Source organism: Streptosporangium sp. NPDC005286, assembly GCF_040607515.1.
Classification (GTDB): Bacteria; Actinomycetota; Actinomycetes; order Streptosporangiales; family Streptosporangiaceae; genus Streptosporangium.
The window spans coordinates 16,250-42,973 of record NZ_JBEXGU010000025.1; the positions used below are offsets into that span (position 1 = coordinate 16,250).

General features: G+C 71.2%; 19 protein-coding genes and 1 tRNA gene. 13 read left to right on the plus strand and 7 right to left on the minus strand.

What is annotated here, in order from left to right; genetic code table 11:
- Positions 1–181: 181 nt before the first annotated feature.
- Both ABZU75_RS12380 and ABZU75_RS12385 read left to right on the plus strand, forming a co-directional pair.
- Positions 182–3,709 carry a DUF4153 domain-containing protein gene (locus tag ABZU75_RS12380; protein ID WP_355552705.1) on the plus strand — a complete coding sequence of 1,176 codons (3,528 nt, stop codon included), beginning with the start codon at positions 182–184 and terminating at the stop codon, positions 3,707–3,709.
- A 249-nt stretch (positions 3,710–3,958) separates the two neighbouring features.
- Positions 3,959–4,483, plus strand: coding sequence for a hypothetical protein (locus ABZU75_RS12385; protein WP_355552708.1), 525 nt, complete (start codon positions 3,959–3,961; stop codon positions 4,481–4,483).
- 462 nt (positions 4,484–4,945) lie between these two features.
- Here ABZU75_RS12385 and ABZU75_RS12390 read toward each other — a convergent pair whose 3' ends face one another.
- Positions 4,946–6,640, minus strand: a complete 1,695-nt coding sequence (locus ABZU75_RS12390) for a glycosyl hydrolase family 8 (RefSeq protein WP_355552711.1) — start codon at positions 6,638–6,640, stop codon at positions 4,946–4,948.
- Positions 6,641–6,834: 194 nt separating this feature from the next.
- Between ABZU75_RS12390 and ABZU75_RS12395 the strand changes: the two genes are divergently transcribed.
- From ABZU75_RS12395 to ABZU75_RS12410, 4 genes are all read left to right on the plus strand, one after another.
- Positions 6,835–8,358, plus strand: a complete 1,524-nt coding sequence (locus tag ABZU75_RS12395; RefSeq protein ID WP_355552714.1) for an amidohydrolase family protein — start codon at positions 6,835–6,837, stop codon at positions 8,356–8,358.
- 196 nt (positions 8,359–8,554) lie between these two features.
- Complete coding sequence (locus tag ABZU75_RS12400) at positions 8,555–9,664, plus strand: alanine racemase (RefSeq protein ID WP_355552717.1); 1,110 nt, start codon at positions 8,555–8,557, stop codon at positions 9,662–9,664.
- Between the two features lie 31 nt (positions 9,665–9,695).
- Positions 9,696–10,082: a Rid family detoxifying hydrolase gene (locus ABZU75_RS12405; protein WP_030906870.1), complete on the plus strand. Its 387-nt coding sequence runs from the start codon at positions 9,696–9,698 to the stop codon at positions 10,080–10,082.
- Between the two features lie 31 nt (positions 10,083–10,113).
- Positions 10,114–11,325 carry a hypothetical protein gene (locus tag ABZU75_RS12410; protein WP_350928100.1) on the plus strand — a complete coding sequence of 404 codons (1,212 nt, stop codon included), beginning with the start codon at positions 10,114–10,116 and terminating at the stop codon, positions 11,323–11,325.
- 12 nt (positions 11,326–11,337) lie between these two features.
- On the opposite strand, the gene ABZU75_RS12415 is transcribed toward ABZU75_RS12410, so the two are convergent.
- Positions 11,338–11,892: a TetR/AcrR family transcriptional regulator gene (locus ABZU75_RS12415; protein WP_355552722.1), complete on the minus strand. Its 555-nt coding sequence runs from the start codon at positions 11,890–11,892 to the stop codon at positions 11,338–11,340.
- Positions 11,893–11,961: 69 nt separating this feature from the next.
- On the opposite strand from ABZU75_RS12415, the gene ABZU75_RS12420 reads away from it, so the two are divergent.
- Positions 11,962–12,705 (plus strand): alpha/beta hydrolase, encoded by a 744-nt coding sequence (locus ABZU75_RS12420; RefSeq protein WP_355552725.1) that lies wholly within the window; start codon positions 11,962–11,964, stop codon positions 12,703–12,705.
- Here the strand turns inward: ABZU75_RS12420 and ABZU75_RS12425 are convergent.
- A complete protein-coding gene (locus tag ABZU75_RS12425) occupies positions 12,657–13,277 on the minus strand; it encodes a LysE family translocator (RefSeq protein WP_355552728.1) in 621 nt (206 codons plus the stop codon). The genes ABZU75_RS12420 and ABZU75_RS12425 overlap by 49 nt on opposite strands.
- 292 nt (positions 13,278–13,569) lie before the next feature.
- Between ABZU75_RS12425 and ABZU75_RS12430 the strand changes: the two genes are divergently transcribed.
- Positions 13,570–16,329 (plus strand): AAA family ATPase, encoded by a 2,760-nt coding sequence (locus ABZU75_RS12430; RefSeq protein WP_355552731.1) that lies wholly within the window; start codon positions 13,570–13,572, stop codon positions 16,327–16,329.
- A 200-nt stretch (positions 16,330–16,529) separates the two neighbouring features.
- On the opposite strand, the gene ABZU75_RS12435 is transcribed toward ABZU75_RS12430, so the two are convergent.
- The gene (locus ABZU75_RS12435) at positions 16,530–16,919 is read right to left on the minus strand and encodes a response regulator (protein ID WP_350928090.1); all 390 of its coding nucleotides are present in this window, start codon (positions 16,917–16,919) and stop codon (positions 16,530–16,532) included.
- 834 nt (positions 16,920–17,753) lie between these two features.
- Between ABZU75_RS12435 and ABZU75_RS12440 the strand changes: the two genes are divergently transcribed.
- Together ABZU75_RS12440 and ABZU75_RS12445 are read left to right on the plus strand one after the other, a co-directional pair.
- Entirely contained in the window at positions 17,754–18,185 is a 432-nt protein-coding gene (locus ABZU75_RS12440; protein WP_355552736.1) for a C40 family peptidase, read from the plus strand.
- Positions 18,186–18,276: 91 nt separating this feature from the next.
- Positions 18,277–18,348, plus strand: a tRNA-Arg gene (locus ABZU75_RS12445).
- A gap of 186 nt (positions 18,349–18,534) precedes the next feature.
- Here ABZU75_RS12445 and ABZU75_RS12450 read toward each other — a convergent pair.
- Together ABZU75_RS12450 and ABZU75_RS12455 are read right to left on the minus strand one after the other, a co-directional pair.
- On the minus strand, positions 18,535–19,626 hold the full coding sequence (locus ABZU75_RS12450) for a PP2C family protein-serine/threonine phosphatase (RefSeq protein WP_355552739.1): 1,092 nt from the start codon (positions 19,624–19,626) through the stop codon (positions 18,535–18,537).
- Between the two features lie 421 nt (positions 19,627–20,047).
- Positions 20,048–20,419, minus strand: coding sequence for a ClpX C4-type zinc finger protein (locus tag ABZU75_RS12455; protein WP_355552742.1), 372 nt, complete (start codon positions 20,417–20,419; stop codon positions 20,048–20,050).
- A 503-nt stretch (positions 20,420–20,922) separates the two neighbouring features.
- Here ABZU75_RS12455 and ABZU75_RS12460 point away from each other — a divergent pair.
- The 3 genes from ABZU75_RS12460 (at position 20,923) to ABZU75_RS12470 (ending at position 24,446) form a co-directional block, all read left to right on the plus strand.
- The gene (locus ABZU75_RS12460; protein ID WP_355552745.1) at positions 20,923–22,938 is read left to right on the plus strand and encodes a histidine kinase; all 2,016 of its coding nucleotides are present in this window, start codon (positions 20,923–20,925) and stop codon (positions 22,936–22,938) included.
- A gap of 8 nt (positions 22,939–22,946) precedes the next feature.
- Complete coding sequence (locus tag ABZU75_RS12465; RefSeq protein ID WP_355552824.1) at positions 22,947–23,585, plus strand: response regulator transcription factor; 639 nt, start codon at positions 22,947–22,949, stop codon at positions 23,583–23,585.
- A gap of 237 nt (positions 23,586–23,822) precedes the next feature.
- Positions 23,823–24,446, plus strand: a complete 624-nt coding sequence (locus ABZU75_RS12470; RefSeq protein WP_355552748.1) for a hypothetical protein — start codon at positions 23,823–23,825, stop codon at positions 24,444–24,446.
- A 47-nt stretch (positions 24,447–24,493) separates the two neighbouring features.
- On the opposite strand, the gene ABZU75_RS12475 is transcribed toward ABZU75_RS12470, so the two are convergent.
- A complete protein-coding gene (locus ABZU75_RS12475) occupies positions 24,494–26,260 on the minus strand; it encodes a PD-(D/E)XK nuclease family protein (RefSeq protein ID WP_355552751.1) in 1,767 nt (588 codons plus the stop codon).
- Positions 26,261–26,724: the final 464 nt, after the last annotated feature.

The following is a 26,724-nucleotide window of genomic DNA, read 5'->3' on the forward strand; positions in this document are numbered from 1 at the left end:
AGACAAGCGGTGAACACGTATCACGCCGTCGACGCGGGTTCCGATACGGCCCTGAAACGCGCTCGCGTCCGGCGGGGATTCCGTCCGCGCCGGGCGGGGAGCCCCCGGTCCGAACCGATCGCCCTCCCCGGCACTCAACCCCTTTATGCCCTTTCCCTCCGACACCGGGATGCGCCGACCCTTGAGACCTCTCGACTTCCTTGGCCGGATCAAGGTGAAGCTCGGCATGGTGATCCTGCTGGCCGTGGTGGCGGCGTTCGTCGTCAACGAGGTCGGCCTCAACGCCGGCTACTCGCGCAACGTGCGCGTCGCGGTGGCCGCCGTGTTCGCGCTGATCATGGTGCAACTGCTCGCGCGGGGGATGACCAAGCCGCTCCGCGAGATGGCCGCCGCCGCGCAGACCATCGCCAAGGGCCGGTACGGCCTGCGGGTCACCGCGACCTCCCGTGACGAGGTCGGCGAGCTCGCCCGAGCCTTCAACGCGATGGCCGCCGATCTGGGCGAGGTCGACCGGCAGCGGCGGGATCTGGTGGCCAACGTCAGCCACGAGCTCCGCACGCCGATCACCGCGCTCCGGGCGGTGCTGGAGAACGTGGTCGACGGGGTCTCGGAGCCCGATCCCGTCACCCTCGGCACCGCGCTCGCCCAGACCGAGCGGCTGGGCCGGTTGGTCGCGCAGCTGCTCGACCTGTCCCGGCTGGAGTCCGGTGCCCGGCTGATCGAACGTGAGGACGTCGAGCTGCGCCCGCTCTGCGAGCAGGCCCTCCGGGAGGCCGTGCTGGCCAGGGAGGGCGTGGCGGCCCGCTGCGAGGTCCCGGAAGGACTGAGCGTGCGCGCCGACCCGGACCTGCTCGCGCAGGTCCTCGCCAACCTGCTGGACAACGCGGTGCGGCACAGTCCCGACGGCGGGACCGTGGTGCTGGCGGCGGCGGCCAGGGGAGAGGGCGTCCGGCTCCGGGTGAGCGACCAGGGACCGGGGATCGCGGCCGAGGACCGGGCGCGGGCGTTCGAGCGCTTCTCCCGCCTGGACGCCGGACGGGCCGCCGACGACGGCGGCGCCGGGCTGGGCCTGGCCATCACCAAGGAGATCGTCGAACTCCACGGCGGCTCCATCCACGTCGAAGACGATCCCGGCTGCCACATAGTGACCGACCTTCCGGAAAGGATTGAGATGAACCCCCCGTCTCCGCCTGCCAAGGACGATTCCTCCTCCGAGGTGAACTCCGCGGCGGTGCACGACGGCGCCCCGGACAAGGCTCCTGCGAGTAAGGCTCATACGCCTTCTGTATCGGACAGGACCCCTGTGCGCGAGATCGCGGATCCCGTCGTCCCGACGCCTTCCGCCCCTGGAAAGGCCCAGGTGAGCGAGGTCCCCGAGGACCTCGCCGCCGCCACGCCTTCCGCCCCGCACGCGAGCGGCACAGCAACGGGGATCGGCGAGCGTCACGAGGTCACCGGGAGCGCTCAGGAACGGGAACCTCATGAGATCTCAGGGGATGCTCAGCAGCCGGATCCTCGCGAGGCCGCCGGGATCGACTCCGGTTCCGGTGAACCGGCCGGGGCCGACAAGGCATCCGGGGCCTTGGGGCCGACCGTGACCGGTGCTCCTCGACGGGAGGTCGCCGCCGGGGAGCCTGGGCACCAGGTGGTGTCCGTCCCCATGTCCGCCCCCACGGACTCCGAAGCCTCCGCTCCCGAGTCCGACGCGCCCGCCGTGCCACCTCCTCCGTCCTCTTCGCCCGCGCAGCCGTTTCCCCCCCAGCCGGTCCTCGTCCGGGACAGGCGGGACGGGGACGTGCGCCGGGAGCAGGTCGTGGTGCGGAACTGGCTCGGGGCCTTCAGCGGTCTCTTCCTCGGGGGTGTCGCCGGGCTGGTCTGCGCGGTGATCGTGGGTATCGGCCTCGCGAGCATCGACGTCCTGCTGGCCGCGTTCGTCGGTGCCGTCCTCTTCATGATCGGCGTGTTCGTCGGCACGGTCATCGGCGCGACCACGCCCACCAACGAGATCTGGTCCGCCGGCGAACCGCTCTCGCACCGGCCTCCCGCGCGGGGACCCGTCGCGCAGCGCGTCACCGTACCGGAGGTCCAGGAGAAGGAGGGAGCGGCGCAGCCGGTGGGCGCCAGGAGCGGCTCCCCGGGAGCCCCGGGGGGTTTCGCGCCGATCCGGGAGGAATACCGACCGGCTGTTCAGCCACCGGGAAGACCCGGAGGCTCCGGCGGGTACGAGGCGCCGCCGGTCTTCCCCCGGCCCGACCTGCCGGACACTCCCCGGTGGGTGCTGCCGGTCTCCGCCGCCGTCGGGCTGCTCGCCGCGATCGCGGTGCCGTACAGCAGGGCCGGTCTCGGACTCGTGCTGGTGTCGGTCGCCATGGGGGCGGCGGCGATTCCCGCGGTGCGCAGCAGGATCACCCCGTGGTCGGCGGGGATGGGGGCGATCGCCTACGGGCTGGTCGCGACGGTGATGTTCAGGGACGCCGACTGGCTGGTCGGGGTGGTCCTGCTGGCCGGGTTCCTGCTGGCCGCGCTCGCTCTGTCGGGGGCCGGGCGCGGCTGGCTCGGGGTGCTCAGGGGAGGCGCGTCGGTGCTCCTCGGCCTGCTGCCGGTGCCGTGGTTCCTCGGTGCGAGGCTGAAGGGTCTCGCGGACCGCAGGAGGGTGGTCCCCCTGCTGTTCGGGGGCGGACTGACCGTCGTGCTGCTGGCGGTGTTCGGGGCGCTGTTCGCCTCGGCGGACGCGGTCTTCGCCGAGGCCGTCCAGCAGGTGTTCAGCGCGCAGGCCTGGGCCGAGTCGCTGCCGCTGCGGATCCTGCTCTTCGTGGTCTTCGCGGTCGTGGTGGCCTCTGCCGTGCTGGTCGGCCTGCGGCCGGTGGCCGAGCCGAAGGCCCCCGACCTGAAGGTCACGGTCGGCCGCGGTATCTGGGTGACCCCGCTGACGGCGCTCAACCTGCTGTTCGCCACGTTCGTGGGGATGCAGCTCACCGTGCTGTTCGGCACCACCCGGTGGGTGGTCTCCGCCACCGGGCTGACCTACGCCGAGTACGCGCGTTCGGGATTCTTCCAGCTCGTCGTCGTCAGCGTGTTCGTGCTGGCGATCGTCGCGGTCGCCTCGGGAACGCTGGATCTCAAGGGCTTCGACCGGTGGCTGATGGCCGGGCTGCTCGGCCTGCTCTGCGTGCTGACCCTGGTGATCCTCTTCTCCGCGCTGCACCGCCTGGACCTGTACGCCGAGGCCTACGGGCTCTCCCGGCTGCGGGCCTCGGTGGCGGCGACGGTCTGGTGGCTGGGCGGGGTCTTCGCCCTGGTCCTCGCGGCGGGCGCGGCCCGGCTCACCAGGCGTGGGCACGCGCGCTGGCTGCCCAGGACCCTCGTGCTGATGACGAGCGCCTCGCTGCTGGCGTTCGCGGTGTGGAACCCCGACCTGCGGGTCGCGGAGACCCAGATCGCGGTACGGGGTGTGGACCGGATCGACCTCGAATACCTGGGCGCCCTCGGCGCCGAGGCCGTACCCGTACTGGACCGGCTGCCCGAGCCGTCCCGCAGCTGCGTCCTGCTGGACGTGATCGCGGCCAACGACCTCGCCGGACCCGACCCCTGGAACGGCTGGAACCTGGCCCGGCGCGAGGCGAGGGAACTCCTGGCCCGGCGACCGGTGATCAGGAACGCCTCGTGCTCGCAGAGCATCTCCCGCCTGGAGATCCCCAACCAGGACTGAGCGACTTCGGGGGCCGCCGGGCCGGACGACTCGTCCGCCGGCGGCCCGCACCGCACGGGTGCTCGACCGAACCGATCCTGGGTTACCGGCCGGTCCCCCCGCCACCAGCAGGCTCCAAGCCATCGACAAGACGCCCCCGACAGGCTGGGCGGCGAACGTCATCACCCCTCACAGGGGCGACGTGAACGGCTAGCACCACAGGCTCGATTTCCGCCTAGAGCCCGCCTGCCAACGGGAAACGAGGAGCACATGAACAACATCCTGTCCAGGGTGGGCACTCTGGCCGCCGGGCTGACACTCGTCGCGGCCCTTGCGTCTCCGGCCCAGGCCGCCGAGCCCCCCGCTCTCGGCGCCGATACGGCCGCCGCCGGACCCCTCCTCAAGATCGTGTTCGGCTCGCTTCAGGCCTTCGACCTGGAGGAGAGCGGCGAGGACGAGATCCGTGTGCGGATCATAGGTCAGAACGGCGCTGAGTACATCGGCTGGCCCACCAACGGCGACGAGGCCGATACCAAGGCCGGAACCTGCTGGGTATGGGAGTATTCGGTGTGCACCGCCGGCTCCACAGAGCGCGCCGCCGGGGCGTACAAGAGCCAGACCACCGTCGCCGGAGGCTCGTTCACCATCGAGGTGTGGGAGGACGACTACATCGGCGACGACCTGCTGTTGCGCATCCCGGTGACCGCCACGGGCGGCTATCAGGAGATCGACGCCTACTCCCCCGCCGGCAAGGGATTCTCCTACCGGTTCAGGGGACACCTGGAGCCCGCGTAACAAGGTCCGCCGACTCCGCACGCGGTCCGCGCCGGGCCACGTGCGGTTTCCGGTGAAGCTCCATGCCGTGCCGGCCCGGATTGAGCCGATCGGAACAAGCGCCTTGACCACTTTCCAGTCTTGATTCGCTTCTTCCGCGTGCGGCGTGGTGACTTCAGGACCAGCGACCGATCACGTTCGTCTGCTGCCGTGTCAAGCTTGATGCCGCCGCGCCTCAACAGATTCCCTCCACCGGGCACGGTCTGAACCTCTGGAGGGACTACAGCCTCCAGATGTTCAAGAGCTGCCCGGCCATCGGGGAGGTGGTGGATCGAGACCCGGATCTATGGCACTACCTCGCACCTTTGCGCACTGCTCCGGCCACCTGATCTTCAGGCCGGTCCCCGCACGCCCGGCGCCCACGGCCGCGGGAAGGATGCGGCCCCCGCTGGAGGGCGGGGGCCGTATCGGTTCGTGCGAGGGTCAGGGCACCCAGTGGTTGCCGGTTACGGTGATCATGACTTGGAGTTGGATGCTGGTCGAGTAGTAGTCGCTGGCGGTGAACGGGGTGTTGAGCATCTTGGTCCACAGGGCGTCCAGCCAGGCCTGGCTGCCGGAGTCGGTCATCGCCGCCACCGCGAACGGGGCGAAGTAGGCCGGCTCGCTGCCGCTGGAGATCTGGGTGCCGTTGAGCGAGTAGCCGACCGCGATGTTGTTCGGGTTGCCGCCGGTCTTGCTCTTGATCCAGGTGTTGAGCTTGCGCGCGGCGGCGAGGGACTTGGCGTCGCCGCTGGTCACCGCGTCGTTGCCGATCCGCCACGGGTCACGGCAGGCGTTCCACCAGAACTTGCCGTCGTTAGGGTCCTCCAGGACCTGGCCGGGGGCCGGCTTCGGGGTGGTGTTGGTGTTGACCACGAAGTCGGCCAGCAGGCCGGTGCTCGCCGCGTAGGTCGACTGCTGGGAGGCGATCAGGTTCTGGTGGTTGGTACGGACGGTGTCCCAGGTCGTGTCGCCGGTGGCCTTGCGGAACGCCCTGAAGTGGTCGATCATCCAGTCCGAGGAGCGGCTGATCCAGTAGTACTGGTCGCCCGAGCTGCTCCAGTCGCCGAGCTTCATCAGCTTGGTGGTCGGGTTGACCTCACCGGCCTTGATCGCGTTGATGTGGTTGATCGCGAGCTGCTTGTAGTTGTAGGTGCCCGTGCTGCCCCACTGCCGGTCGGCCAGGAGCAGGCCGTAGGCCACGTCCAGGTCGCCGTCGGTGGCCGAGTCGCCGCCGTTGACACTCTGGCAGGCGGTGTTCTGCTCGGCGGCGAGCAGACCGGGGGTGATCGACGACGGGTGTGCCAGCACGTACTTCACCAGGCCGTCGAAGATCTTCTTCGCGTCCGGGTCGGCCCCGGCCATCGTGGCGGTGATGACCATGCCATAGCCCTGCGCCTCGGCCACGTACGGGTGGTCGGCGTCGGGGGAGATGATCTGGTACCAGCCGTTGCCGCAGTTCTGCTTGACGAAGGCGGCCTTCCAGCGCTGGTAGTAGTCGATCACCTTCTGGTCGAGCGTGGCCTGGGCGCCGCCGGGGCGCAGCATCCCGGCCGCGTAGGGAATCGTGTGCGAGCCGAACGGCACGCCGGGGCCGCCGGGAGTGATCGTCGGGGTCGGACTCGGGGTGGTGCCGCCGGTGCTGCCGTAGACCTCCATCTCGTACAGCGAGTAGCCGTAGACGGTGCCGCGCGCGGTGCCGTACATCCGCACGTAGCGGCCGGTGCCGGACAGGGTCAGGTCGTCGACGCCACCGTCGCCGGAGGTGGTGGAGTAGACGGAGGTCCAGACGTTGCCGTCGGGAGAGGTCTCGATCCGGTACGACTTGCCGTACGCGGCCTCCCAGGTCAGCTTGACCCGGGAGATCGTGGCGGAGCCGCCGAGGTCGACGCGGAGCCACTCGGGGTCGTGGCCCTCGGCGGAGGCCCAGCGGGTGGCGGTGTTGCCGTCGAAGGCGGCCGAGGGGAGGAACGTGGCGTCCTCGTTGGAGGACGAGGTGGCCGGACGGCCCTGGGACAGCAGGGAGTCGGCGGCGAAGCCGGGCGGGGCCGCCAGCACGAACACCGATGCGATCAGTGCCGACGCCAGTGCCAGAACGAGGACGGTCGAGGGGCGTTGGAGACGCGGTCTCGCATGCACAGGGGGTGCCCTCTCTACGATCATCTAGTTAGGAAAGGTTCCTAACTAGGAAAAGATGCCACCATCCATGACACGTCACGGTCAAGAGGGCAGGGGGCCCAAATTCCCGGTTGCGTGCGATGTAGCGGAAAACCAGGGAGAACGCAGACAGGTGACGGGTGCCTCGAACACCTTCCCGGTGATTGAATCCGGGCATGTCGTTTGATGTGTTGATCAGGGATGGCTGGGTACTCGACGGCACCGGTGCCCCGGCCTGCCGGGCCGACGTCGGCGTCACCGGTGACCGGATCGCGGCCGTGGGCCGCCTGGACGCGGCGGCGGCCACCACGGTGGTCGAGGCCGCCGGGCGCCATGTCATGCCCGGCCTCGTGGACTGCCACGCCCACGGCGACGCCCTCGTCCTCGACAAGGAGGTGCAGCTCGCCGCGCTCCGGCAGGGGGTGACCACCTTCGTCCTCGGCCAGGACGGGCTCTCCTTCGCACCCTCCACCACTCCGGAGACCTTCGCCTACGCCACCCGCTACTTCGCGGCGGTCAACGGCGTCCACCCCTCGGCCGACGGGCCGATCGGCGTCGGGGAACTGCTCGACGGCTACGACAGGGCGACCGCGCTGAACACCGCCTACCTGCTGCCGCACGGCACGATCCGGTACGACGTGATGGGCGCCGCCGAACGGGCCGCCTCCGCCGACGAGCTGGCCGCGATGCTGGCCCGCGTCGAGCGCGGCCTGGCCGAGGGAGCGGCCGGCCTCTCCACCGGGCTGGAGTACGCCCCCGGCCGCTATGCCGACGCCGCCGAGCTCGCCGCGCTCTGCGCGCCGCTCGGCCGCCTGCCGTACGTGACGCACATGCGCGGGTACGGGGCGGCGGCCCCGGAGGGGATGGCCGAGGTGACCGACATCGCCCGGCGCTCGGGTGTCGCGGTGCACGTCTCGCACTACCACGGCCCGGCCGCGATCCTCCTGCCACTGGTCGACGAGGCCCGGCTCCGGGGGCTGGACATCACCTTCGACACCTATCCCTATCTGCGGGGCAGCACCATCCTGGCGATGGTCGCGCTGCCTCGGTGGGTCCCGGCCGCCGACGTCGACCGGGCGCTGGAGACGCTGGAGTCCGAACGGATCGAGTGGGACGAGAGGCTCTGGCCGAGGGTCACCCTCTCCCACGTGCCAGGTGCCGAGTGGGCCGAGGGGCTGACGCTGCCCGAGGCCGCCGACGAGGCGGGGCTGGAGCCGGGAGAGTTCTGCCGCCGGATCCTGATCGACACCCGGCTGGAGGTCGGATGCATGGTGGCCCGCCCCGACGAGGGCCCCGAGGGGGAGGCCTCGGTCCGCGCGATCCTGCGCCACCCGGCGCACACCGGCGGCTCCGACGGCATCTACGTGGGCGGCCACCCCCACCCCCGGGGCTACGGGGCGTTCGCCAGGATGCTCGGCCACCACGTCCGCCAGACCGGGGACTGGACCCTGGAGCAGGCGGCGGTCCACCTTGCCTCGCACCCGGCACGCCGCTTCGGCCTCGAAGGGCGCGGGCTCGTCCGCCCAGGACAGGTCGCCGACCTGGTCGTCCTCGACGCGGGAGCGGTCGCCGACCTGGCCACCTACGCCGCCCCGCGCACCCCGGCCACCGGGATCGGCGACGTCCTCGTCTCCGGGGTCCCGGTCCTCGCCGGAGGCCAGCTCACCGGCGCCACCCCCGGCAGGGCGCTGCGCCCCTGAAAACCGCGCTCCTGAAAAGCCACAGCCCCGAAAGCCGTAGCTCTGACGAGCCGCGGCTCTGACAACACGGCACCGGAGAGGGCGCCAGGAGGATAGGGTCCTCAGGGCGACCAACGGGGATGTGACCTCCCACGCCCGGATTCAACGGCCGATGGCCCGCTAAATCCGCACAGGTGACCACAGGAAGGGCCGGGACGTGAAGGGGATCGTGGATCCCGAGGGGGCGCTGGGGGCCTCGCTGTTCGGCGGGGCGTTCACCTTTCCGGTGATGGTGGCCCACAGAAGCGCGCTGGAGCACAACATCGCGACGCTCGCGGCCTTCACCGGGGCGTACGGGCTGATCTTCGCCCCGCATGCCAAGACCACCATGTCGCCAGAGCTCATCAGGGCGCAGCTGGAGGCGGGCGCGTGGGGGATGACCGTCGCCACCCCCAGCCAGGCGCTCACCCTGCGTGAGTTCGGAGTCGCAAGGATCGTCCTCGCCAACCAGGTCTTCGACCCCGCGGGGCTGGACGCACTCGCCGCGCAGCTGGCGGAGGACCCCGCGTTCGAGGTCCTCTGCTTCGTCGACTCGGTGGCCGGGGTCGAGACGCTCTCCCGGCACGCCGGGGCCAGGCCGTTCCGGGTCCTGGCGGAGCTGGGCCATGAGGGCGGCCGGGGCGGCAGCCGTACCCTCGCCGAGTTGCTGGAGGTCGCCTCTGCGGCGCAGACGGCCGAGGGCGTGCAACTGGCCGGCGTCGCCGGGTACGAGGGTTCGCTGGGATCCACCGGCGAGGTGCGGGCCTACCTGTACCGGTTGCTGGAGGCGCTGGAGCACCTGCGGGTGCGCGACCCGATCCTGTCCGTGGGCGGCAGCCAGTGGTTCGACGTGATCGGCCGCGAGCTCGCCACCTGCCGGGCCAGGGTCATGTTGCGCAGCGGCGCCTACGTCTCCCACGACGACGGCTACTACCGCGAGCGCACCCCGTACACCCGGATGGACGGGGAACTGCGCGCCGCGCTGGAGATCTGGGCACACGTGCTGAGCGTTCCCGAGCCCGGCCTGGCCGTGGTCGGGTTCGGCAAGCGCGACGCCCCCTTCGACGAGGGGCTGCCGATCCCGCGCGGAGCCGTCGCGGACGCGACGGTGCTCAAGGTCCAGGACCAGCACACGGTCCTGAGACTGGCGCCGGGATCGCCGGTGAAGCCGGGGGACCTGGTGTCGTTCGGCATCTCCCATCCGTGCACCGCCTTCGACAAGTGGCGGGTCATGCCGGTGGTCGACGAGGAGTACGTCGTCGTCGATCTGATAAACACCTTTTTCTGATCCCCCTTTTCCCCTTTTGAGGAGTGACGAGATGAGCGGCAAGCAGGAGCTGCGTACCGACGAGGGTGCGGCGCCCGTGGGGGCGTACTCGCAGGGCCTCGTGGTCGGCGATTTCGTCTACACCTCGGGCATGGGGCCGCTGAGCCCCGAGACCGGCGAGGTCGTCGGGACCGAGGTGGCCGAACAGACGCATCAGGTGATGCGCAACCTCGGCGCCATCCTCGCGGCGCACGGCCTTGGCTTCGACGACGTGGTGAAGTCGACGGTGCACCTGCAGCACCTCAAGCGTGACTTCGCCGCCTACAACGAGGCGTACAAGTCGTATTTCACCCGCCCTTATCCCGTCCGCACGACCGTCGGCTCCGACCTGATGGACATCCTTGTCGAGATCGACTTCGTGGCCTACAAGCCGCGTTAGAGTCTGACCGACTTCATGGGAGGGCGGCGGCTTGGACAGCTCGCTATACGTCTACGTCGAGGACGTACGCGGGGAGGGCATGGAGGCGGTCCTTGACCGGATCACCGGATACGGCCTGACGGGGATGACCGTGGCCGCGGCATACCGCCGCGCCCGCGACGTCACCCCGCACGGCCGCTCCCGGGTGACGCTCCGCAGCGACGGCGCGCACTTCACGCCGCCCGCCGACCTGTTCGGCGAGCTGCGGCTGGTCCCGCCGGTCCAGGAAGGCGCGGAAGAGGAGCCGCTGGCCGCGCTCCGCCTGGCCACCGCCGAGCGGGGACTCGCGCTGCACGGCTGGACCGTCTTCCTGCAGAACACCACGCTCGGCCTGGCCAACCCCGACGTGACGGTACGCAACTGCTTCGGTGACCGGAGCTCGCCCGTGGACCTGTGCCCCTCCCACCCCGACGTCCGGCGGTACGCGGTCGCGCTGGGCAGGGCGGTGGCCAGGCAGGGCGTCGACAGCGTGGTGGCCGAGGCGCTGCACTTCTCGACGTTCGGCCACGGCTACCACCACGAGCGCAGCTTCGTCCCGCTCGGGCCGATGGACACGTTCCTGCTCGGCCTCTGCTTCTGCGACTTCTGCATGCGCGGAGCGGCCGGCCTGGGGGTCAACGCCGAGGTGGCACGCGAGGAGTGCACCAGGATCGTGGGCGCCGTCCTCGACGGCGACCCGCCCGCCCAGGGCGAGGTGACCCGCGCGGCACTGACCGCGTACGCGGGTCCCGAGGTGGTCGCCTACGCGCGGGCCCGCTCCGAGGTGGTGACCTCGCTGGTCTCCGACGTCTCCACCGCCGTCACCGCCGAGGGCTCACGACTGGTCTTCCTGGACGCCACCGGCTCCGTCAAGGGCTACCGCGACGGTCTGCCCTCGCCGGGGCTCGCCGCGCACGACTCCTGGCAGCTCGGCGTCGACCTGGTCGCCCTCGGCGACCTGGTGCCCTCGCTCGGCGTGCTCGCCTACGCCCGCGACGCGGGCAGGGTGGCGGACGACGTGGTCGCCTACCGCCGCTCGACGGGCAAGGACAGGGAACTGCGGGTCGTCCTCCGGCCCGGTCTCCCCGACACCGACTCGGCCGAGCGCCTCGCGGCCAAGGTCCGCGCCGTGCGGGCCTCGGGGGCGGACGCGGTCGACTTCTACGCGTACGGGCTCATGCCCTACCCGATCCTGGACCGCATCCCGGGCGCGCTCTCCGCCTGACCTCACCTGACCTCACCGGGCGAGGGAGCCGTCCAGGACGGCGCTCACGGCCCGGGCGGCGAAGTCCTCGTCGAGGGGGAGGGCGCGGAAGACCGCGCGCAGCCAGACCGCCCCGGCGAGCAGGTCCACGATGAGCATGGGGTCGGCCTCGGCCGACAGCTCGCCGCGCCGCCGCGCGCGGTCGAAGACGGCCTCCTCCCGCGCGAACCGGTCGGCGAAGAAGCTCCGGGTCGCCTCTGCCAGCTCGGGGTGGTGGACGGCGGCGCCGAGGGCGGCCACCGCGACATCGGAGGCCGGGGGACGGGTGAGCAGCGCGGCCACCCCCTCGACCAGGGCCTCCAGATCGCCCCTGAGACCGCCGGTGTCCGGTGGCTCCATCGTGAGCAGGTCGGCCTCGACCAGGGCGGCGGCCAGCAGCGCCGCCTTCGACGGCCACCAGCGGTAGATCGTGGTCTTGTTGACCCCCGACCGCTCCGCCACTCCCTCCACGGTCAGGCCCTCATAGCCCTTGGCCGCGAGCAGTTCGAGCGTCGCCTGGAAGATCTGCTGTTCCTTACGGGGTGCCATGCGTCCAACCATAACAACGCAACGGTGCGTTGTGTTTTAATCGAGACATCCATCTGAACCGGAGGTCTCATGCTCCCCATCGTTTTCGTCCACGGCATCCGGCTCAGCGCGACCATGTGGGGCCCCGTCATCTCCCGCCTCGACCGTCCCGCGGTGGCGGTCGACCTGCCCGGCCACGGCACCCGCTCCGGCGAGCCGTTCACGATGGACGCGGCGACGTCGGCGGTCGCCGACGCCGTCGACGCGCTGGGCGGCCGGGCACTGGTGGCCGGTCTCTCGCTCGGCGGGTACGTCGGCATCGCCACCGCCGAGCGCTTCCCCGGGCGGGTGGCGGGGCTGATGGCGATGGGATGCACGGCCCGTGGCCCGGCGGCGGCCGGAACCTACCGGTTCGCCGCCTCGCTCGCCGCCAGGAACCCGTCGCTCGCGAACCGGATCAGCTCCTACGGCCTCCGCCGCCTCCTGCCAGGTCCCGTCGGGGAGGCGATGGTGGCGGGTGGGCTCTCCTGCGAGGTGATGCCCCAGGTCGTCGAGGCCGTCACCGGCCACGACCAGCTCGCTGCGCTGGCCGCCTACCCGGGACGCGTCTGGCTGGTCAACGGCGCCCGGGACCCGTTCCGGGCGAACGAGCGCGACTTTCTCCGGGCCTGCCGGAACGGGCGCCTGATCCTGATCCCCCGCCGGGGGCACCTGGGCGTGCTGGCGGCCCCCGGGCCGCTGGCCCGCCTGGCGGGGGACCTGTGCGACCAGCTGGGTTCGTACGTTCAGACGGAGCGGCCGGAGAGCGCGGTCGCGACGCCGAGGACGAGGTAGACGACCCCGCTGAAGTGGCCGAGCAGGGCCGACCTGATCCTCAGCCGGCTGCCGAGGGCGCCCGCGGCCATGGCGTAGATCAGGTCGGAGAGCAGGCCCAGGACCAGCAGGGTCGCGCCCAGGACGGCGATCTGCAGCGGCACCGCACCCGCCTCCGGCTCCACGAACTGCGGCAGGAACGCCAGGAAGAAGAGGATGACCTTGGGGTTGAGCAGGTTGACGACCATGCCCTCAAGGAAGATCGCCCGCAGCGGCTGCGGGGCCGTCTCCCCGGCCGTGAGCTCCTGCCTGCTCGTCAGCGCCCGGACGCCCAGATAGACCAGGTAGGCCACACCGGCCCACTTGATCACGTTGAACAGGGTCGCGGACTGTGCGATCACGTACGAGAGACCGGCCGCCGCCGCGGCGATGTGCACCAGCGTGCCGACCTCCACGCCGAACGCGCTCGCGACACCGGCGGCACGGCCCTGCGAGACGGCCCGGGTGATGATGTAGATGTGGTTCGGGCCCGGCACCAGGACCAGTGCCAGCGACGCGACCGAGAAGATCAGTAATGTGGACGGGGAGACCATGCTCCGACCTTAGAAGCGTCCGTCTCCCCGTCGTCAGGGCCAATACGCGGACGCCTCGGGGTACCAATCGGGTCCCCGCGTCAGCTGGAACCGGCCCCGCCGATGTCTTGTGAAGTGTTCCGGCCGGGCTATCGATCCCGGCGCCGACGCGACGTCGACCGCGGTGCGGAACCGGCCGGAATCGGCCCCGCCGGTGCACGTCTCGGGTGATCGATCCCCGGGCCGGTGCGATGTCGACCATCCATTCCCGTCGGTGCCACGTGCGATACTCGCCGACGGGGGGTAGCAAAGCGTGCAAAACGTTCTTATTGGGCGGGCGGCAGAACTCAATCGGCTGACCGTCGTGCTCGACACCGCCGCGGCGGGGCAGGCCGGAGTCGCCCTGCTGGGGGGTGACGCGGGCATCGGCAAGACCCGGATGGTCACCGAGCTGGCCGAGCGGGCCGAGGCCGCCGGATTCGCCGTGCTCATCGGGCAGTGCGCCGAACTCGGTGACGCCCTTCCGTACCTCCCGCTCGCCGACGCCCTGCGCTCCGTGCGCGGGGAGCTGCGCGCGGAGCTCGACGCGCGGCCGGTCCTCGGCAGGCTGCTGCCCGGCGGCACCGACGCCGGTGGGGAGAGCACCTCGGGCCTGACGCAGCAGCAGCTCTTCGGCTCGATGCTCGGCTTCCTGGCCGCGCGGCCGGTGCTGCTGGTGCTCGAAGACCTGCACTGGGCCGACCAGTCCACCCGCGACCTGCTGGTTTTTCTCAGCCGGGTGCTGCAGACCGAGCCGGTCTGCCTCGTCGGCACCTACCGCACGGACGACCTGCACCGCCGGCACCCGCTCCGCAGGGTCCTCGCCGAGCTCAAGCGGCTCCCCTCGGTGACCTCCGTGGAGCTTGATCCCCTCGACCGCCACGAGATGACCGACTATCTGGCCGCGCTCGGGGGTACCGACGCCCGCGTGCTGCGGGAGGTCGTCGACCGGGCCGAGGGCAACCCCTTCTACGCCCAGGAGTTGCTGGAGGCGGTCTCCGCCGGCTGCTCGATGCCCGACGGCCTGGCCGGTCTGCTGCTCTCCCGGGTGGAGCTGCTCTCCGATCCCGCGCAGGGGGTGCTCCGCGGCGCGGCCGTCGCGGGCCGCCGGGCCGACCACGACCTGCTCCAGGAGGCCTCGGGCCTCGATGACCTGGCCTTCGAGGAGGCCATGCGGGAGATCGTCTCGCGCGGTCTGCTCCGCCCCGACGGGGAATACGGCTACGCCTTCCGGCACGCGCTCCTGCAGGAGGTCGTCTACACCGACCTGCTGCCCGGCGAGCGGATCAGGACGCACGCCGAGTTCGCCCGCCTGCTGACCGCCCGAGGAGGTTCCGCGGCCGAGCTCGCCCACCACTACCTGGCGGGACACGACCTGCCGGGGGCGCTGGCGGCGTCGGTGGAGGCCGGGCGGAGGGCCGAACGGCTGGGCGCCCCGGCCGAGGCACACCGCCACTTCGACCGGGCGCTCGGCCTCTGGGACCGGGTCCCCGACGCCGAGCGCCTGGCCGGGATCGACCACGTCGGCCTCGCCAGGCGCAGCGCCGACGCGGCGGCCGACAGCGGCGACAACCACCGGGCGATCTCCCAGCTCCGGCGCCTGCCGTCCTCCGCCGAGGTCAACGAGCGGCTCGCGTACGTCCTCATCGACACCGAGGACGTCCCGGGCGCGATCGCCGCCGCACACGCGGCCGTCGCGGCGGCACCGGAGGGGCCCGTGCTCGCCCGCGCGCTCGCCACCTACGCTCGTTCGCTCTACTGGACCGAGCGGCACGACGAGGTCGAGGCCCTGGCCGGTCGCGCCCTGGAGACGGCCCGTGCCAGCGGCGCCGCCGACGCGGAGACCAGCGCGCTGACCACTCTCGCGATCCTCGCGGCCCTCGCCGACGACATCCCCCGAGCCAAGGAACTGCTCGCCCGCGCCACCGCGGAGAGTTCGGGCAACCTCGGCATCGATCTGCGGGCCATCTTCAACCAGGCCCGCCTCCAGTACGAGAACGGAGACCTGGCCGAGGCGGCGGTCACCACCGACCGGGGACTGCGGCTGGCGCACGAGACCGGGCTCAACTGGAGCACCTTCGGCACCGATTTGCGCTTCCTGCGGCTTCTGATCCACTACGTCGCGGGGGAGTGGGACCAGGCGGAGAAGGTCGCCTCCGGGTTCGGTGTCCGCGTCGGCACCCCGGCGGAGGCGCTGCTGTCGTCCTTCGCGCTCTTCGTCGAGGTGGCCAGGGGCCTGCCCGTCGTCGAGGAGCGCCTGTCCTGGCTGGAGCCCTTCTGGCCCGACGATGTCACGGTCACCTCCATGGGCCGCGGCCTGGCCGCCGAGCACGCGCTGTGGCGCGGCGATCCGGAGAGCGCGCTCGAACACGCCCTCGCGGGGCTCGACGCCCATATTCCCAACGACCCGGCCGTGATCCGGCTCAGCAGCACCGCCCTGTGGGCGCTGACGGACCTGGGGCGCGCCGACGAGGCCGACGCCCTTCTGGAACGGGCCAGGGTGCCCGCCGACGTCGGCCCCGGCTCCGTCCGCCGGGGGCCGATGGGCCCCGAGGGGCTGGCCTGGCTGGCCCGGGCCGAGGCCGAGTGGCACCGGGCGCACGGCCGCCTCGACGTCGCGGCGTGGCGCGCGGTGGTCGAGGCGTTCGACTTCGGGTTCGTCTACGAGGTCGCTCGCTCGCGGTGGCGGCTGGCCGAGGCGCTGCTCGTCGCGGGCGACCGCGTCGCGGCCCTGAAGGAATGGGAACTCGCCGTCGAGGCCGCCGAGTCACTGCGCGCCCAGCCGCTCGCCGCCGCCCTGGCCGAGCTGGGCCGCAGGGCGCGCTTCGTCTCCGCGTCGCCGACCCTGCTCACGGCTCGTGAGCAGGAGGTGCTCGCCCTGGTGGCCGAGGGACTGCCCAACCGGGAGATCGGCGAGCGGCTGTTCATCGCACAGAAGACGGTGAGCGTGCACGTCTCCAACATTCTCGCCAAGCTGGGCGTCTCCTCCCGTACCCAGGCCGCCGCCGTGGCCCGCAGGGACGGCCTGCTCTGACCGCCCGCCGTCAGCCGGCTCGCCCCGCCACCGTGATCGCGGCCTGTCCTGGCCTGCCCGGTGTGGCTGGACTCGTCCTGATCGGCCGCGCGATCACGACCTGCTCCGGCCGGATTCGCGTGATCGGGGCCTGCTCCGTCCCGCCTGGCGGTCAGGGGTCCCGCTGACCGGCGTGGTCGGGCGCCGGGTCAGGACCTGCGCTAACCGCTGCGGGCGGTCAGGGCCAGATCGCGGACGACCTGGATCAGCTCGGCGGGGTCGAAGGGTTTCGTCAGGTAGGCGTCGACCCCGATCCCGAGGCCCCGCCGCTTGTCGTCCTCCTGCGCCCGCGCGGTGATCAGGACCACCTTGATGTGCCTGGTCCCCTTGTCGCCCCGCAGCCTGGTGGCGGTCATCCAGCCGTCCAGCCTGGGCATCATGACGTCCAGCGTGATGACGTCGGGCATCACGTCCAGCACCCGGTCCAGGCAGTCCTGCCCGTCGGAGGCCGTGTCGACCTGGAACCCCTCCAGGGTCAGGTTGACCGCGATGAGCTGCCGGATGACGTCGTCGTCATCCACTACCAACACCCTGCCCAGAACCTCTCCCACGGCGTGAGGCTAACTCCTCTTTCCCGCCCCCGCGCGGGTTTCCGCGGATGTGTACGCACAGCTGTCCACAGGCGACAGGTTTTCCACAGAACCGCGTTCGGCTCCTTGGTGATCACTTCCGCACGCCGATCCTGGGGCCTCGATCCTTCATCGAGCCCAAGGAGGGCGTGCGTGATCACGGCATTCGTCACCGTCTCCATCCTCTCGGCGGCCCTCGCGGGGAGCTTCCAGGTCCCCGCGCCCCGCCTCTCCCCGGAAGCCTGCGGCGCCTGGGCCGGCCTTCTCTCCACGACGGCCCCGCGCCGGCTGCTGGAGGAGGTCCGCGTCACCCTCACCGCCGTCTGCGGGGCTCGGCGCACCGTTCTCCCGGATACCGGAGCCACCTTGACAGACCACCCCGCGCCGACACCGCCCGGTGCCGCCCTCCCGGACACAGACGGCAACCGGTCGACGACCTTCTCGGATCCGGGCGGCGGATGGCCGAATAGCGGACTGAAGGCCCGCTTCCAGGGCGAGCATGACGAATGGCCGGGAAGCGACGGCCCTCCGGGAGACGACCACTCCCACCGGCTCGCCACCCCTCCGGTTTCCCCTGCCGGTGCTGCCGCAGGCTCTCTCGCCGGCGCTTCGGTAGATCCTCCCGTCGGTTCGAGTTCCGCTTCCGCTCCTTCAGCGAAGCGGAGCTCCTCCCGGCCGGAATCCTCGCGAGCGCTCGCCGAGCGGTCACAGCGCCCACCACGCGGGAGGAGAACGCCGTCCGGCGGATGGGCGGCGTCCTCACCCGGACGGAAAACCCCATCCAGGGGGCGGGCGGCGTCTGCACGCGGGCAGGCGGTGCTCTCGCGTGGACGCGGCGCGCCCTCGCTGGGACAGATCGCGGCGGTCGCGGCGCTCCGTCAGGTCGGCAGGCCGTACGTCTGGGGTGGCGGTTCGAGCGCCGGCCCGACCGGCGGGGGCTTCGACTGCTCCGGGCTCGCCCTGCACGCCTGGTCCAGGGCCGGGGTCAGGCTCACCCACTACACCGGAACCCAGTTCAGGCAGGGCCGCCGGGTGCCGTTCTCGCAGCTCCGCCCGGGAGACCTGGTCTTCTTCGGCGGGGGCGCCAAGGATCCCACCCACGTGGGGGTCTACGTGAAGGACGGCGTCATGGTCCACGCGCCCGGAAAGGGCGGCGTCGTCAGAACGACCGACTTCGCCACCTCGGCCTACTACCTCTCCCGCTATCGGGGTGCCGTCCGCCCCTCCCCGAGCCGGCCCGCCGGATGACTCTCCACCCCCGAATCCTCTCCAAAGATCGTTCGCTCTCCGTAGTGAGTGTCGGTTAACCCCAGGATGCTGGTAATGTAATGACGCGTTGGCCCCCTTAGCTCAGGGGATAGAGCACCGGCCTCCGGAGCCGGGAGCGCAAGTTCGAATCTTGCAGGGGGCACACAAGCCAGGCCAGCCCGAACTTGGGTCTGACCTGGGGCTAGAACGCCGAAACGGGCGGGACTCCAGTCTCACGGGGTCCCGCCCGTTCTCATTGGCGCTCGCTGGTTGTGGACCGGTCGTGGACCTTCTTGCCCGCGTCCCTGCCCGTTGACCATCTGGGGATCGTCGGTGGTGCCCATATGGCTCAACGTAGCCCGCCGGCGTACCGGGTGATCGCCAGAATCGCCATGTCGTCATCGCGCGGGCCGCCGGTCCAGCGCTCGACATCGCGTACCAGGGCCTCGACCACCTCCCCTGGCTGCCGGAACAAACCCCGGCTGGCGAGCCGGCTCACCGGGTCGTAGAAAGTGCCGTAACGGCCCCGGGCCTCCGTCACTCCATCGGTGACCAGCAGGAGCGTGCTCCCGGTCGGGAACGGCCGGCGTTCCGGCTCTGCCCGCGGCACGCCCAGGCCGCTCATGCCCAGGGGAAGACTCGGCTCGCCGGGATCCAGCGAGGACACCGTGTCACCCTCAAGGAGGTACGGCGGGGGGTGGCCGCAGTTCAGCAGCTGCACACTGTCCGCGTCCGGTGTGATCTCGCCGAGCACCGCTGTGACGAACCCCTCCATGCGGATGCTCTCCTCGCGCGACGCGGCCTCTTTGACCAGCGCGCGCTCCATACGCTCGGCCAGCAGCACGAGGTCGGCCGCCTGGTCCGCCGCCTCCCGGAATGTGCCCAGCAGTACGGCCACCGTGCCGACCGCGCCCAGGCCCTTGCCTCGCACGTCTGCGATCAGCAGCCTGGTGCCGTACGGGGTTTCCTGTACGGCGTAGGCGTCTCCGCCGATCAGTGCCTCGATCTGCGCGGCCTTGTAGAGCGCGGCGACGGCCAGCGGGCCGATACGCGCCGGCGGGGCGGGCAGCACGGCACACTGGGCGGCCTCGGCGACGGAGCGCATCACTTCCAGTCGGCGGCTGTGGCTGGTGACCACGCGGTTCACCCCGAGGCCGACGAGCGTGGTGAACACCGCGCTGATCAATGAGAGCGTGCCGACGACATGACCGAAGTAACCATCCTTGATCAACAACACCAGCTGGACCAGGACGATGGCCGCTGCGACCGCGAAGGTGTGCCGGAGCGAGAGCAGCGCCCCTGCCGCCACGACCGCGGCGCCCAGAAGGTAGTCGCCCCAGTAGTAGCGCGGGGACAGCACGTTGAGGACGGTGCCGATGACGATCATGGCGGTCGGTATGAAGGAGACGTACCGGGGCCAGCTCGTAGTGAGTGGGTTCATCCGAGCCCCGATTCCACATCCGATCGACCCATATGTGGGGAAGGCCATGTGAATCCCCTGGGGTTCCCCCAGGTCCTGGCTTTGATCCTTTCTAGTGAACGTTGAATCGCCTGTCGAGGCGACACTCCCAGGGCGTTCGTCCGGGTGGTGACCGGGCCCGTCCGCAAGGAACTTGACAGCCTGTGCCGATCGGGCGGATCGGCGAGGGCGGTAAGGGCCACGTGCGGCATGGCACGATGCAAAGTGCTCGACCTTGAGGGAACGACGAGTGCGGGATTCGGTTTCGCGCCTACCGTGAATACGAAGCACCTGGCCGCTTCGTCTCGACCGGCTCCGCCTCGAACAGCCCATCCCCGCCACGCGTAGCGGGATCATCTCGCATGGAAGACCACGAGATGCGGGTGGATTGCCCCGGGTCGTGTCACTTCTCGCTGGAGAACCGCTCCCATGCGGACTGGCGGGTGATCCCGAGAGCTTCGCCGATCTTGATCCAGGTGACGCCGCGTCGGCGCAGTTCCTGCACCCACGAGCGCAGGTCGGCCTCGGCCTGGTCGATGTGCGCGGCGACGCGCGGAATGTGGCTCAGCATCTCCCCGTCCGTCAACGACTCCCAGACGGGCACGCGCGGTCCTGGGGGGTTGCCGAGGCTCCCGTCGATGATCGACGCGGCGAGCGCCACGCACTCGTTGCAGATATACACTCCAGGGCCGGCGACCAGCTTGTCGACCTTGGTGTCCGGCTTGCCGCAGAAGGAACACCGAGCGAGTTCGGCCGGGGTGTCGGGCGGTGTCACAGCGCACTCCTAAGGTGTCAGGGATTCCCTGACAATTTAGCTCGTCAGGGAATCCCTGACAACTGGTATGCGCGTTGCATCCTTCCGAAACGCCTCGCTGACGACACCCCGGTAGCGTTACCGAGACACGCTCGGACTGCCGTTGCAGGACGGTGGAAGACGTGGAAATCCGGCAGGCGGTGTAGTTCCGGGCGGTGGGGACGAACTGCCGGCGGGTCACCGGTTCCTGCCGCCACCCAGCGAACGGGTCCACGGTGGGTGGGATGCGCAGTCTGGCCTGTTGGCGTGTCCCAAGGCTCCGAGGCCGGCAAGCCCCCGCTGGTCCCACTCCAGGCCAGGGTGTGTGTCCCGGACGGGACGGGACACCACTCCCGGGTGGGCGAGGCGCGCCGTGTGGCACTCTGAGCGATGTGTCCGATCCCTTTCCCGCCGGTCGTGTCCCGGCCCCGCCAGGGCCCGCCCCCGGCGGCCATGGCGTTTCCATGACCGGCGGTGCCTCTGCCGTGGATCGGCGCCTGGCGGTTGGGGCGTCGGTTCTCGCCGCGCTCTGCGTCGTGGTGTGTGGGGCCGCCACCTGGCTTGATGTGGTGGCCGGGGCGGTGACGCGGCCCGAGCCGATGGACTGGGCGGTGTGGTCCTCGACGGTGCCCGGCGTGGCCCTCGCGATCGCCGGGACCGTGCTGGCGGTGCGCCTGCCCCGCCACCTCATGACCTGGCTGCTCATCGCCGGAGGCGTCGTCGCCGCCGTGAACGGCCTGGCCGCCGCGTACGCGGTGCTGTCGCTGACCCGCCACGGCGGCGCGCTGCCGCTGACCCCGGCCGCGGTCTACGCCGGGGCGCGGCTGGGGCCGCTGCTGAACCTGCTCCCGCTGCTGGTGCTGCTGTTCTTTCCTGATGGGCGGCTGCCATCACCGCGGTGGCGATGGGCCGCGTGGCTGTCGCTGGGGGCCACGGGCCTGGCGGTCGCGGTGTTCCTCGCCGTCCCGTGGCGGATCGAATTGCCGGGCACGAATTGGCCGGGACTTGACCCGCCGTTCCCGCCACTCCCGGATGCGGTATGGCGCTCGGCGCTGGCGGCGGTGCCGGCGCTGCTGGTGGTGAGCCTGCTGGTGTCGGTGGTGGCCTTCGCCTGGCGGTTCCGGGGCTCGGCGGGCGTTCGGCGGGCGCAGCTTCGCTGGATGCTGATGGCGGCGCTGCTGAACGCGACACTGATCCTGGCTTCCGCCGTGGTGGACGGGCTGCCGCAGGACCTGTCGTTCGTCGTCTCCCTGGTGGCGGTCGCAGCGGCGGTCGTGGTGGCGGTGAGCCGGTACCGGCTTTATGACATTGATCCGGTGCTCGGCTGGACCCTCCTGTACGGCGGGCTCGCGGTCGCCGTCGTGGCGATCGACGTGCCGGTCTTCGTGAGCCTGGGGGCGATCATCGACGAGCCGGTGGCGGCGGTCCTGGCGGCGGTCCTGGTCGGGGTGGTCTACGCGCCGCTGCGGGAGCGGGTCCGGCGGTGGGTGAACCGGGGGCTGATGGGGCGGACGGAGCCGTACGAGGTGGTCTCGGCCCTCGCCCGGCGGCTTGAGGAGTCCGTGCGGCCGGAGGAGCTGTTGCTGCAGGTGGCGAAAGCGGTGTCGGCGGTATTCCGCTCGCCGTACGTGCGGGTCGAACTGGACCGGGCGGATGGGAAGACCGTCGTGGTGGAACACGGCACGCCCGGCGAGGACGTCGTAGTGCTGCCGTTCGCCTACCGTGACGCGCCGATCGGGCGGCTTGTCCTGGTACTGCGCGCGGGTGCGCGGCCGGCCGAATCCGACCAGCGGCTGCTGGCCGACGTGGTACGGCAGGCCGCCGCGGCTGTGCGGGCGACTGCGCTGACCGAGGAACTGCAGCACAGCCGCGAGCGTCTGGTCACCGGCGTGGCCGAGGAGCGGCGCAGGCTGCGCCGGGACCTGCACGACGGGCTGGGGCCCACGCTGGCCGCCGCCGCGCTGAAGGTGGAGGCGGCGCACAACCTGCTGACCCGGGATCCCGGCACCGCCCGGGAGGCGTTGGAGCAGGTGAGGAAGGATCTTGCCACGATGTTGGGGGACGTGCGACGGCTCGTGCACGATCTGCGGCCGCCGGCTCTGGATCAGTTCGGCCTGGCCGGGGCGCTGCGGCAGGAGGCCGCCCGGTTCCGTGGCGATGGGCTCGCCGTGCGGGTGGAGGTGGAGGGGGACCTGACGGGATTGTCCGCCGCGAGCGAGGTGGCGGCGTACCGGATCGTCTGCGAGGCTCTGACCAACGTCGCCCGGCACGCGGGCGCGGACACCTGCCACGTGCGTGTCGCCGTGGCGGGGAACGAGTTGGAGGTCGAGGTGACCGACGATGGGCGCGGGGTCCTGCCGGGCGCCGTGGTCGGGGTGGGTCTGGTCGGCATGCGTGAGCGCGCGGAGGAGTTGGGCGGCCAGTGCGCGGTCGGGGTCGGCCGCGGCGGCGGAACCCGGGTCCACGCCGTCCTGCCCGTCGGGACCGTGACCTCCTCGTGACGCCGCGGGTGCTGATCGCCGACGATCATCCCGTGTACCGGGACGGTCTGCGCATGATGCTCGCCTCGACTGACCAGGCCGAGGTGGTGGGGATCGCCGCGGACGGGGAGGAGGCCGTCGCCGAGGCCGTCCGGCTGCGCCCTCAGGTCGTGGTGATGGACCTGAGGATGCCCAGGATGGACGGTGTGCAGGCCACCGAGCGGATCGTCGCCACCTGCCCGGACACGCACGTGCTGGTGCTCACGATGCACGAGGACGACGAGAGCGTCTTCGCCGCCATGCTCGCCGGCGCTCGCGGCTACCTGCTCAAGGGGGCTGAGCAGACGGAGATCCTGCGCGCCATCATGGCGGTGGCCGGCGGGGAGGTGATCTTCGGGCCGGCACTCGCGGGACGGGTGACGCGCTACTTCGCCCGGCTGGCTGTGGCCCGTCCGGTCCGAGAGGGGCCGTTCCCCCAGCTCACCGTTCGGGAACGGGAGATACTCGACCTGATCGCGGCCGGCCTGTCCAACCGGATGATCGCCGAGCGGCTGTCGCTGGCGCCCAAGACGGTGCGTAACAACGTGTCCAGTGTTTTCGCCAAGCTCCAGGTCGCCGACCGCGCCCAGGCCATCATCCAGGCCCGCGAGGCCGGCCTTGGCCGGTGACCGGCGTGCTCTCGGCCTCGTTCGGGCGGCGCCCTCGCAAGGGTGAGTGAGGGTTGGTCGACGCTGGCTGCACGCAGCCCGTCCCGCGTGCCTGGGAGCGATGTCCCCGCCGCCCCGGGACGCCTGGCCCAGGTCACGCCGGGCCAGCTCGGGACCGCGCGCATGGCCGCGCTCCCTGGGCGCCCGGGACGCACGGCCGGGATCGTGTTGCCACCGACAAGCAACGGAGGAACACCAATGTCCAGCCGCATCGTGCCCAGCAACGTCAATCCCAACGAGCCCGTCGCGATCCAACGTACCGCGGACCCGGCATGGATCCGGATCGCCGGACTGCTGCTGGCCGCCGGGGCCGCCTCCTGGGCGGTCGGCACCGTCATCGTGGGGGACAAGATCGAGGAAGGCATCCAGACCCTCGACACCATCACCGGGATGCTGTTCGCCGTGGGCCTGTTCGCCTTCGTCTGGACGGTGCTGGCCACCCGCGGCGCCGGCGACGGGTGGGCCCGGATCGTTCCGGTCGGCCTGCTCGTGCTGCTCCCCGGCGCGTTCCTGCTCAACGCGCTGTCCTTCGGCTACGCCACCCACGACGATTTCCCGCTGCCGCTGATGATCCTGGACGCCTGCTGGCCGCTCAGTCAGCTCGGCATGCTGGTCCTGGGCATTGTCCTCGCGGTCAAGGGCCGCTACCAGGGAGCGCTGCGGTGGCTGCCGTTGCTGGCGGGCATGTGGTTCCCGGTGACCATGGTGGCCCAGATCTTCGGCGGCTCGACCGTCTCGGTGTACGTCAGCGCGGCGTGGCTGCTCGGCATGCATGCCCACCTGGGTGTCCGCCTCGCCGTTCGTCCCGTCTCACGGTCGTGATCCTCCGCCGCCACGACCCCGCGGCGGAGTGACCTCGAGTCGACCGCTCAGAACGGAGGTTCGTCGTCGGGTTCGGGATCGACGAGGGTGGCCGCGATCGCCTCGACGCGACTGTCCAACCGGCCGGGGCTTGCCAGGATCTCCCCGGTGCGGGGGTCGAAGGCGAGCTCGTCCGTGACGTGTGCGGGGGTGTCGGAGGCACTCGGGCACCAGCGGGAAACCGGGCAGAACCGGCACCAGGCTCCCGGGGCGGCGCGGAAGGCGACATCGCGGTGCCAGGGCCGGACCCGGTCAAGGACGACCGCCTGGGCGGTCGAGACGGTCGCCGGGTCGGTCACGTCGAAGGTGAGCACCTCGGCGGAGTCCGGGGTGAGCTGCTCCAACTCGACCAGCCCGTCGGTGTCCCCGAAGACGCCGGCGGCGATCAGGCGGACCGCCAGGGCGAGCTGGGGGACCATCTCCAGCGCGTTTCCCGCGGTGATGCCGCGCGGTACGGCCGACGTCTTCTGCTCGCGGTAGACGAGGCGTCCGCCCACCCGGCGGAGGAGATCCGGGTGGGCGAGCACCATCACATCGGCCCGCGCGTCGTACGCGGCGATCTTCGGCTCGGGTCTGACCTCGGTGACCTCGTCCGGGCCGCGCAGCGGGCATACCGCCAGATGCCGGAGCAGGTACGGCCGGGCCCGGTGGTACTCCTGGCGCTCCATCAACTCGTCGGCGAGGCCGCAGTCATCGGCGTCCACCTCCGGCAGGTCCGCGGGAACGCAGGTCCTTCCCCGGCCGTGTGCGGCCTCAAGCCACGCGTGCACGTGCTGGCCGCGCTCGGCCGCCGGGCTCGTCTCCCAGTCGCCGGGCAGCCGGAGCTCTCGCAGGTGAGCCTGTGCCGGGCAGACCTGGTAGTACCGGGATGTCGTGATCGACCATGTCCGCCGGTGCGTGCCCCGGTCGTCGAGGCCGAGCAGGCCTGGCGCGTGCGCGAGGTCCCCGCAGGAGGCCCGTACCTTGCACTCGGCGCAGTCTCGCCCCGGGGTCCGGCCGCCACCGGCCAGCAGCCGGGCCGTCGCGGGTCTGACGTTCGAGGTGTAGGCGCCGCGGATCTCCTCCAGATCCGTCGTGTCGACAAGGACCCGGTCCGTGCCGGTGGTCAACCCGACCTCGACCACCCGCACTCGCCGGGGGACGGGAACGGGCCGTACCGGGACGGGGATGGCGCGATGCAGCTCCGACGGGTCCGTCACCTGCTTGCCGGCCGCCGCCACGTACGCCATCGCCTGGGTGGACGGAATATCCGTGCCGCCCAGGGGGCGGCGCAGGCGCATCCGCCGGAACTCCACCGTCGTACCGTCCGGTGCGCCGTACCACCGGCCCCACACGGTGAGGGATCGCATCTCCGCGGGGGACCGGCCGCCCTGGACGATCCGCGGCCGGTGCTCGGGCCGGAGCTCCACCCCCTCGGAGGCGAGTGTGGCGGCCAGGCTCTCGGAGACCTCCAGGTAGGTGTGGCAGGCGTGCTCGATCCAGTTGGCGACCCCCGGATGCACGGTGTCGCGGGCGTTTCCGAGGGTCCTCAGCAGAGCCTCGTCGATCGGGGCGGCCTCGAACTCGACAGCGTTGAGCACGTCCATCACCAGGCCGAGCGGAAAGGTCTCCCAGGGCGCGTACCTACGCCTCTCGGAGACCCGCGGCCACAGCTTCGGGCGAGCCTTGACCGCCGCGAAGTCTCCGCAGTCGCCGTCCCGGCGGTCGAGCAGGCTCGCCGACAGCCTGACGACATCGGGATTTCCGGTGAATTCGGTGCTGGGGGGCTGACTCAACGCACTCTCCTCGGTATGGGGGAAGTAGAGAGGTGCTACTGCGCTGTAACACAGTGAAACATATTGTGAATTAGAGTCACAACTTTTTGGGGTGATGAGCGGAAATTTTCCGATGAAACGCGACAATCGGGTATCCGTCAGGGGAGAGGCCCGGTCCTGTTCGCGGTCCGTGCTTAACGGTGGGTTACTACCGTTCGTCCGCTGAATGAACGGAAGTTGACCCGCTTCTCAGACGACTCTCATCGAGGGCACGTAGAACGACGTCATGAACGGTTCGGCCGCGGTGAAGGCGCTGGTCGTCGGTGACGGGCCTGACGTCCGTGAGCCGCCGTCCCGGGCGTTCCGGCCGGGCGGCCTCGCCATGCGGACCGCCGCTCACGGGACGTGCGCGTCCGGGGCGTTCCGTGCCGGGGGCTCGGACACGTCGCTCCCGGGTTCGCACCGTGACATGTCCGCCGACGCTC

Coding starts and splice junctions, on each gene's coding strand:
- ABZU75_RS12420 (WP_355552725.1), top strand. CDS start 11,962: ATGCTCCCCATCGTTTTCGTCCACGGCATCCGGCTCAGCGCGACCATG.
- ABZU75_RS12405 (WP_030906870.1), top strand. CDS start 9,696: ATGAGCGGCAAGCAGGAGCTGCGTACCGACGAGGGTGCGGCGCCCGTG.
- ABZU75_RS12470 (WP_355552748.1), top strand. CDS start 23,823: ATGTCCAGCCGCATCGTGCCCAGCAACGTCAATCCCAACGAGCCCGTC.
- ABZU75_RS12395 (WP_355552714.1), top strand. CDS start 6,835: ATGTCGTTTGATGTGTTGATCAGGGATGGCTGGGTACTCGACGGCACC.
- ABZU75_RS12385 (WP_355552708.1), top strand. CDS start 3,959: ATGAACAACATCCTGTCCAGGGTGGGCACTCTGGCCGCCGGGCTGACA.
- ABZU75_RS12450 (WP_355552739.1), bottom strand. CDS start 19,626: ATGAACCCACTCACTACGAGCTGGCCCCGGTACGTCTCCTTCATACCG.
- ABZU75_RS12425 (WP_355552728.1), bottom strand. CDS start 13,277: ATGGTCTCCCCGTCCACATTACTGATCTTCTCGGTCGCGTCGCTGGCA.
- ABZU75_RS12415 (WP_355552722.1), bottom strand. CDS start 11,892: ATGGCACCCCGTAAGGAACAGCAGATCTTCCAGGCGACGCTCGAACTG.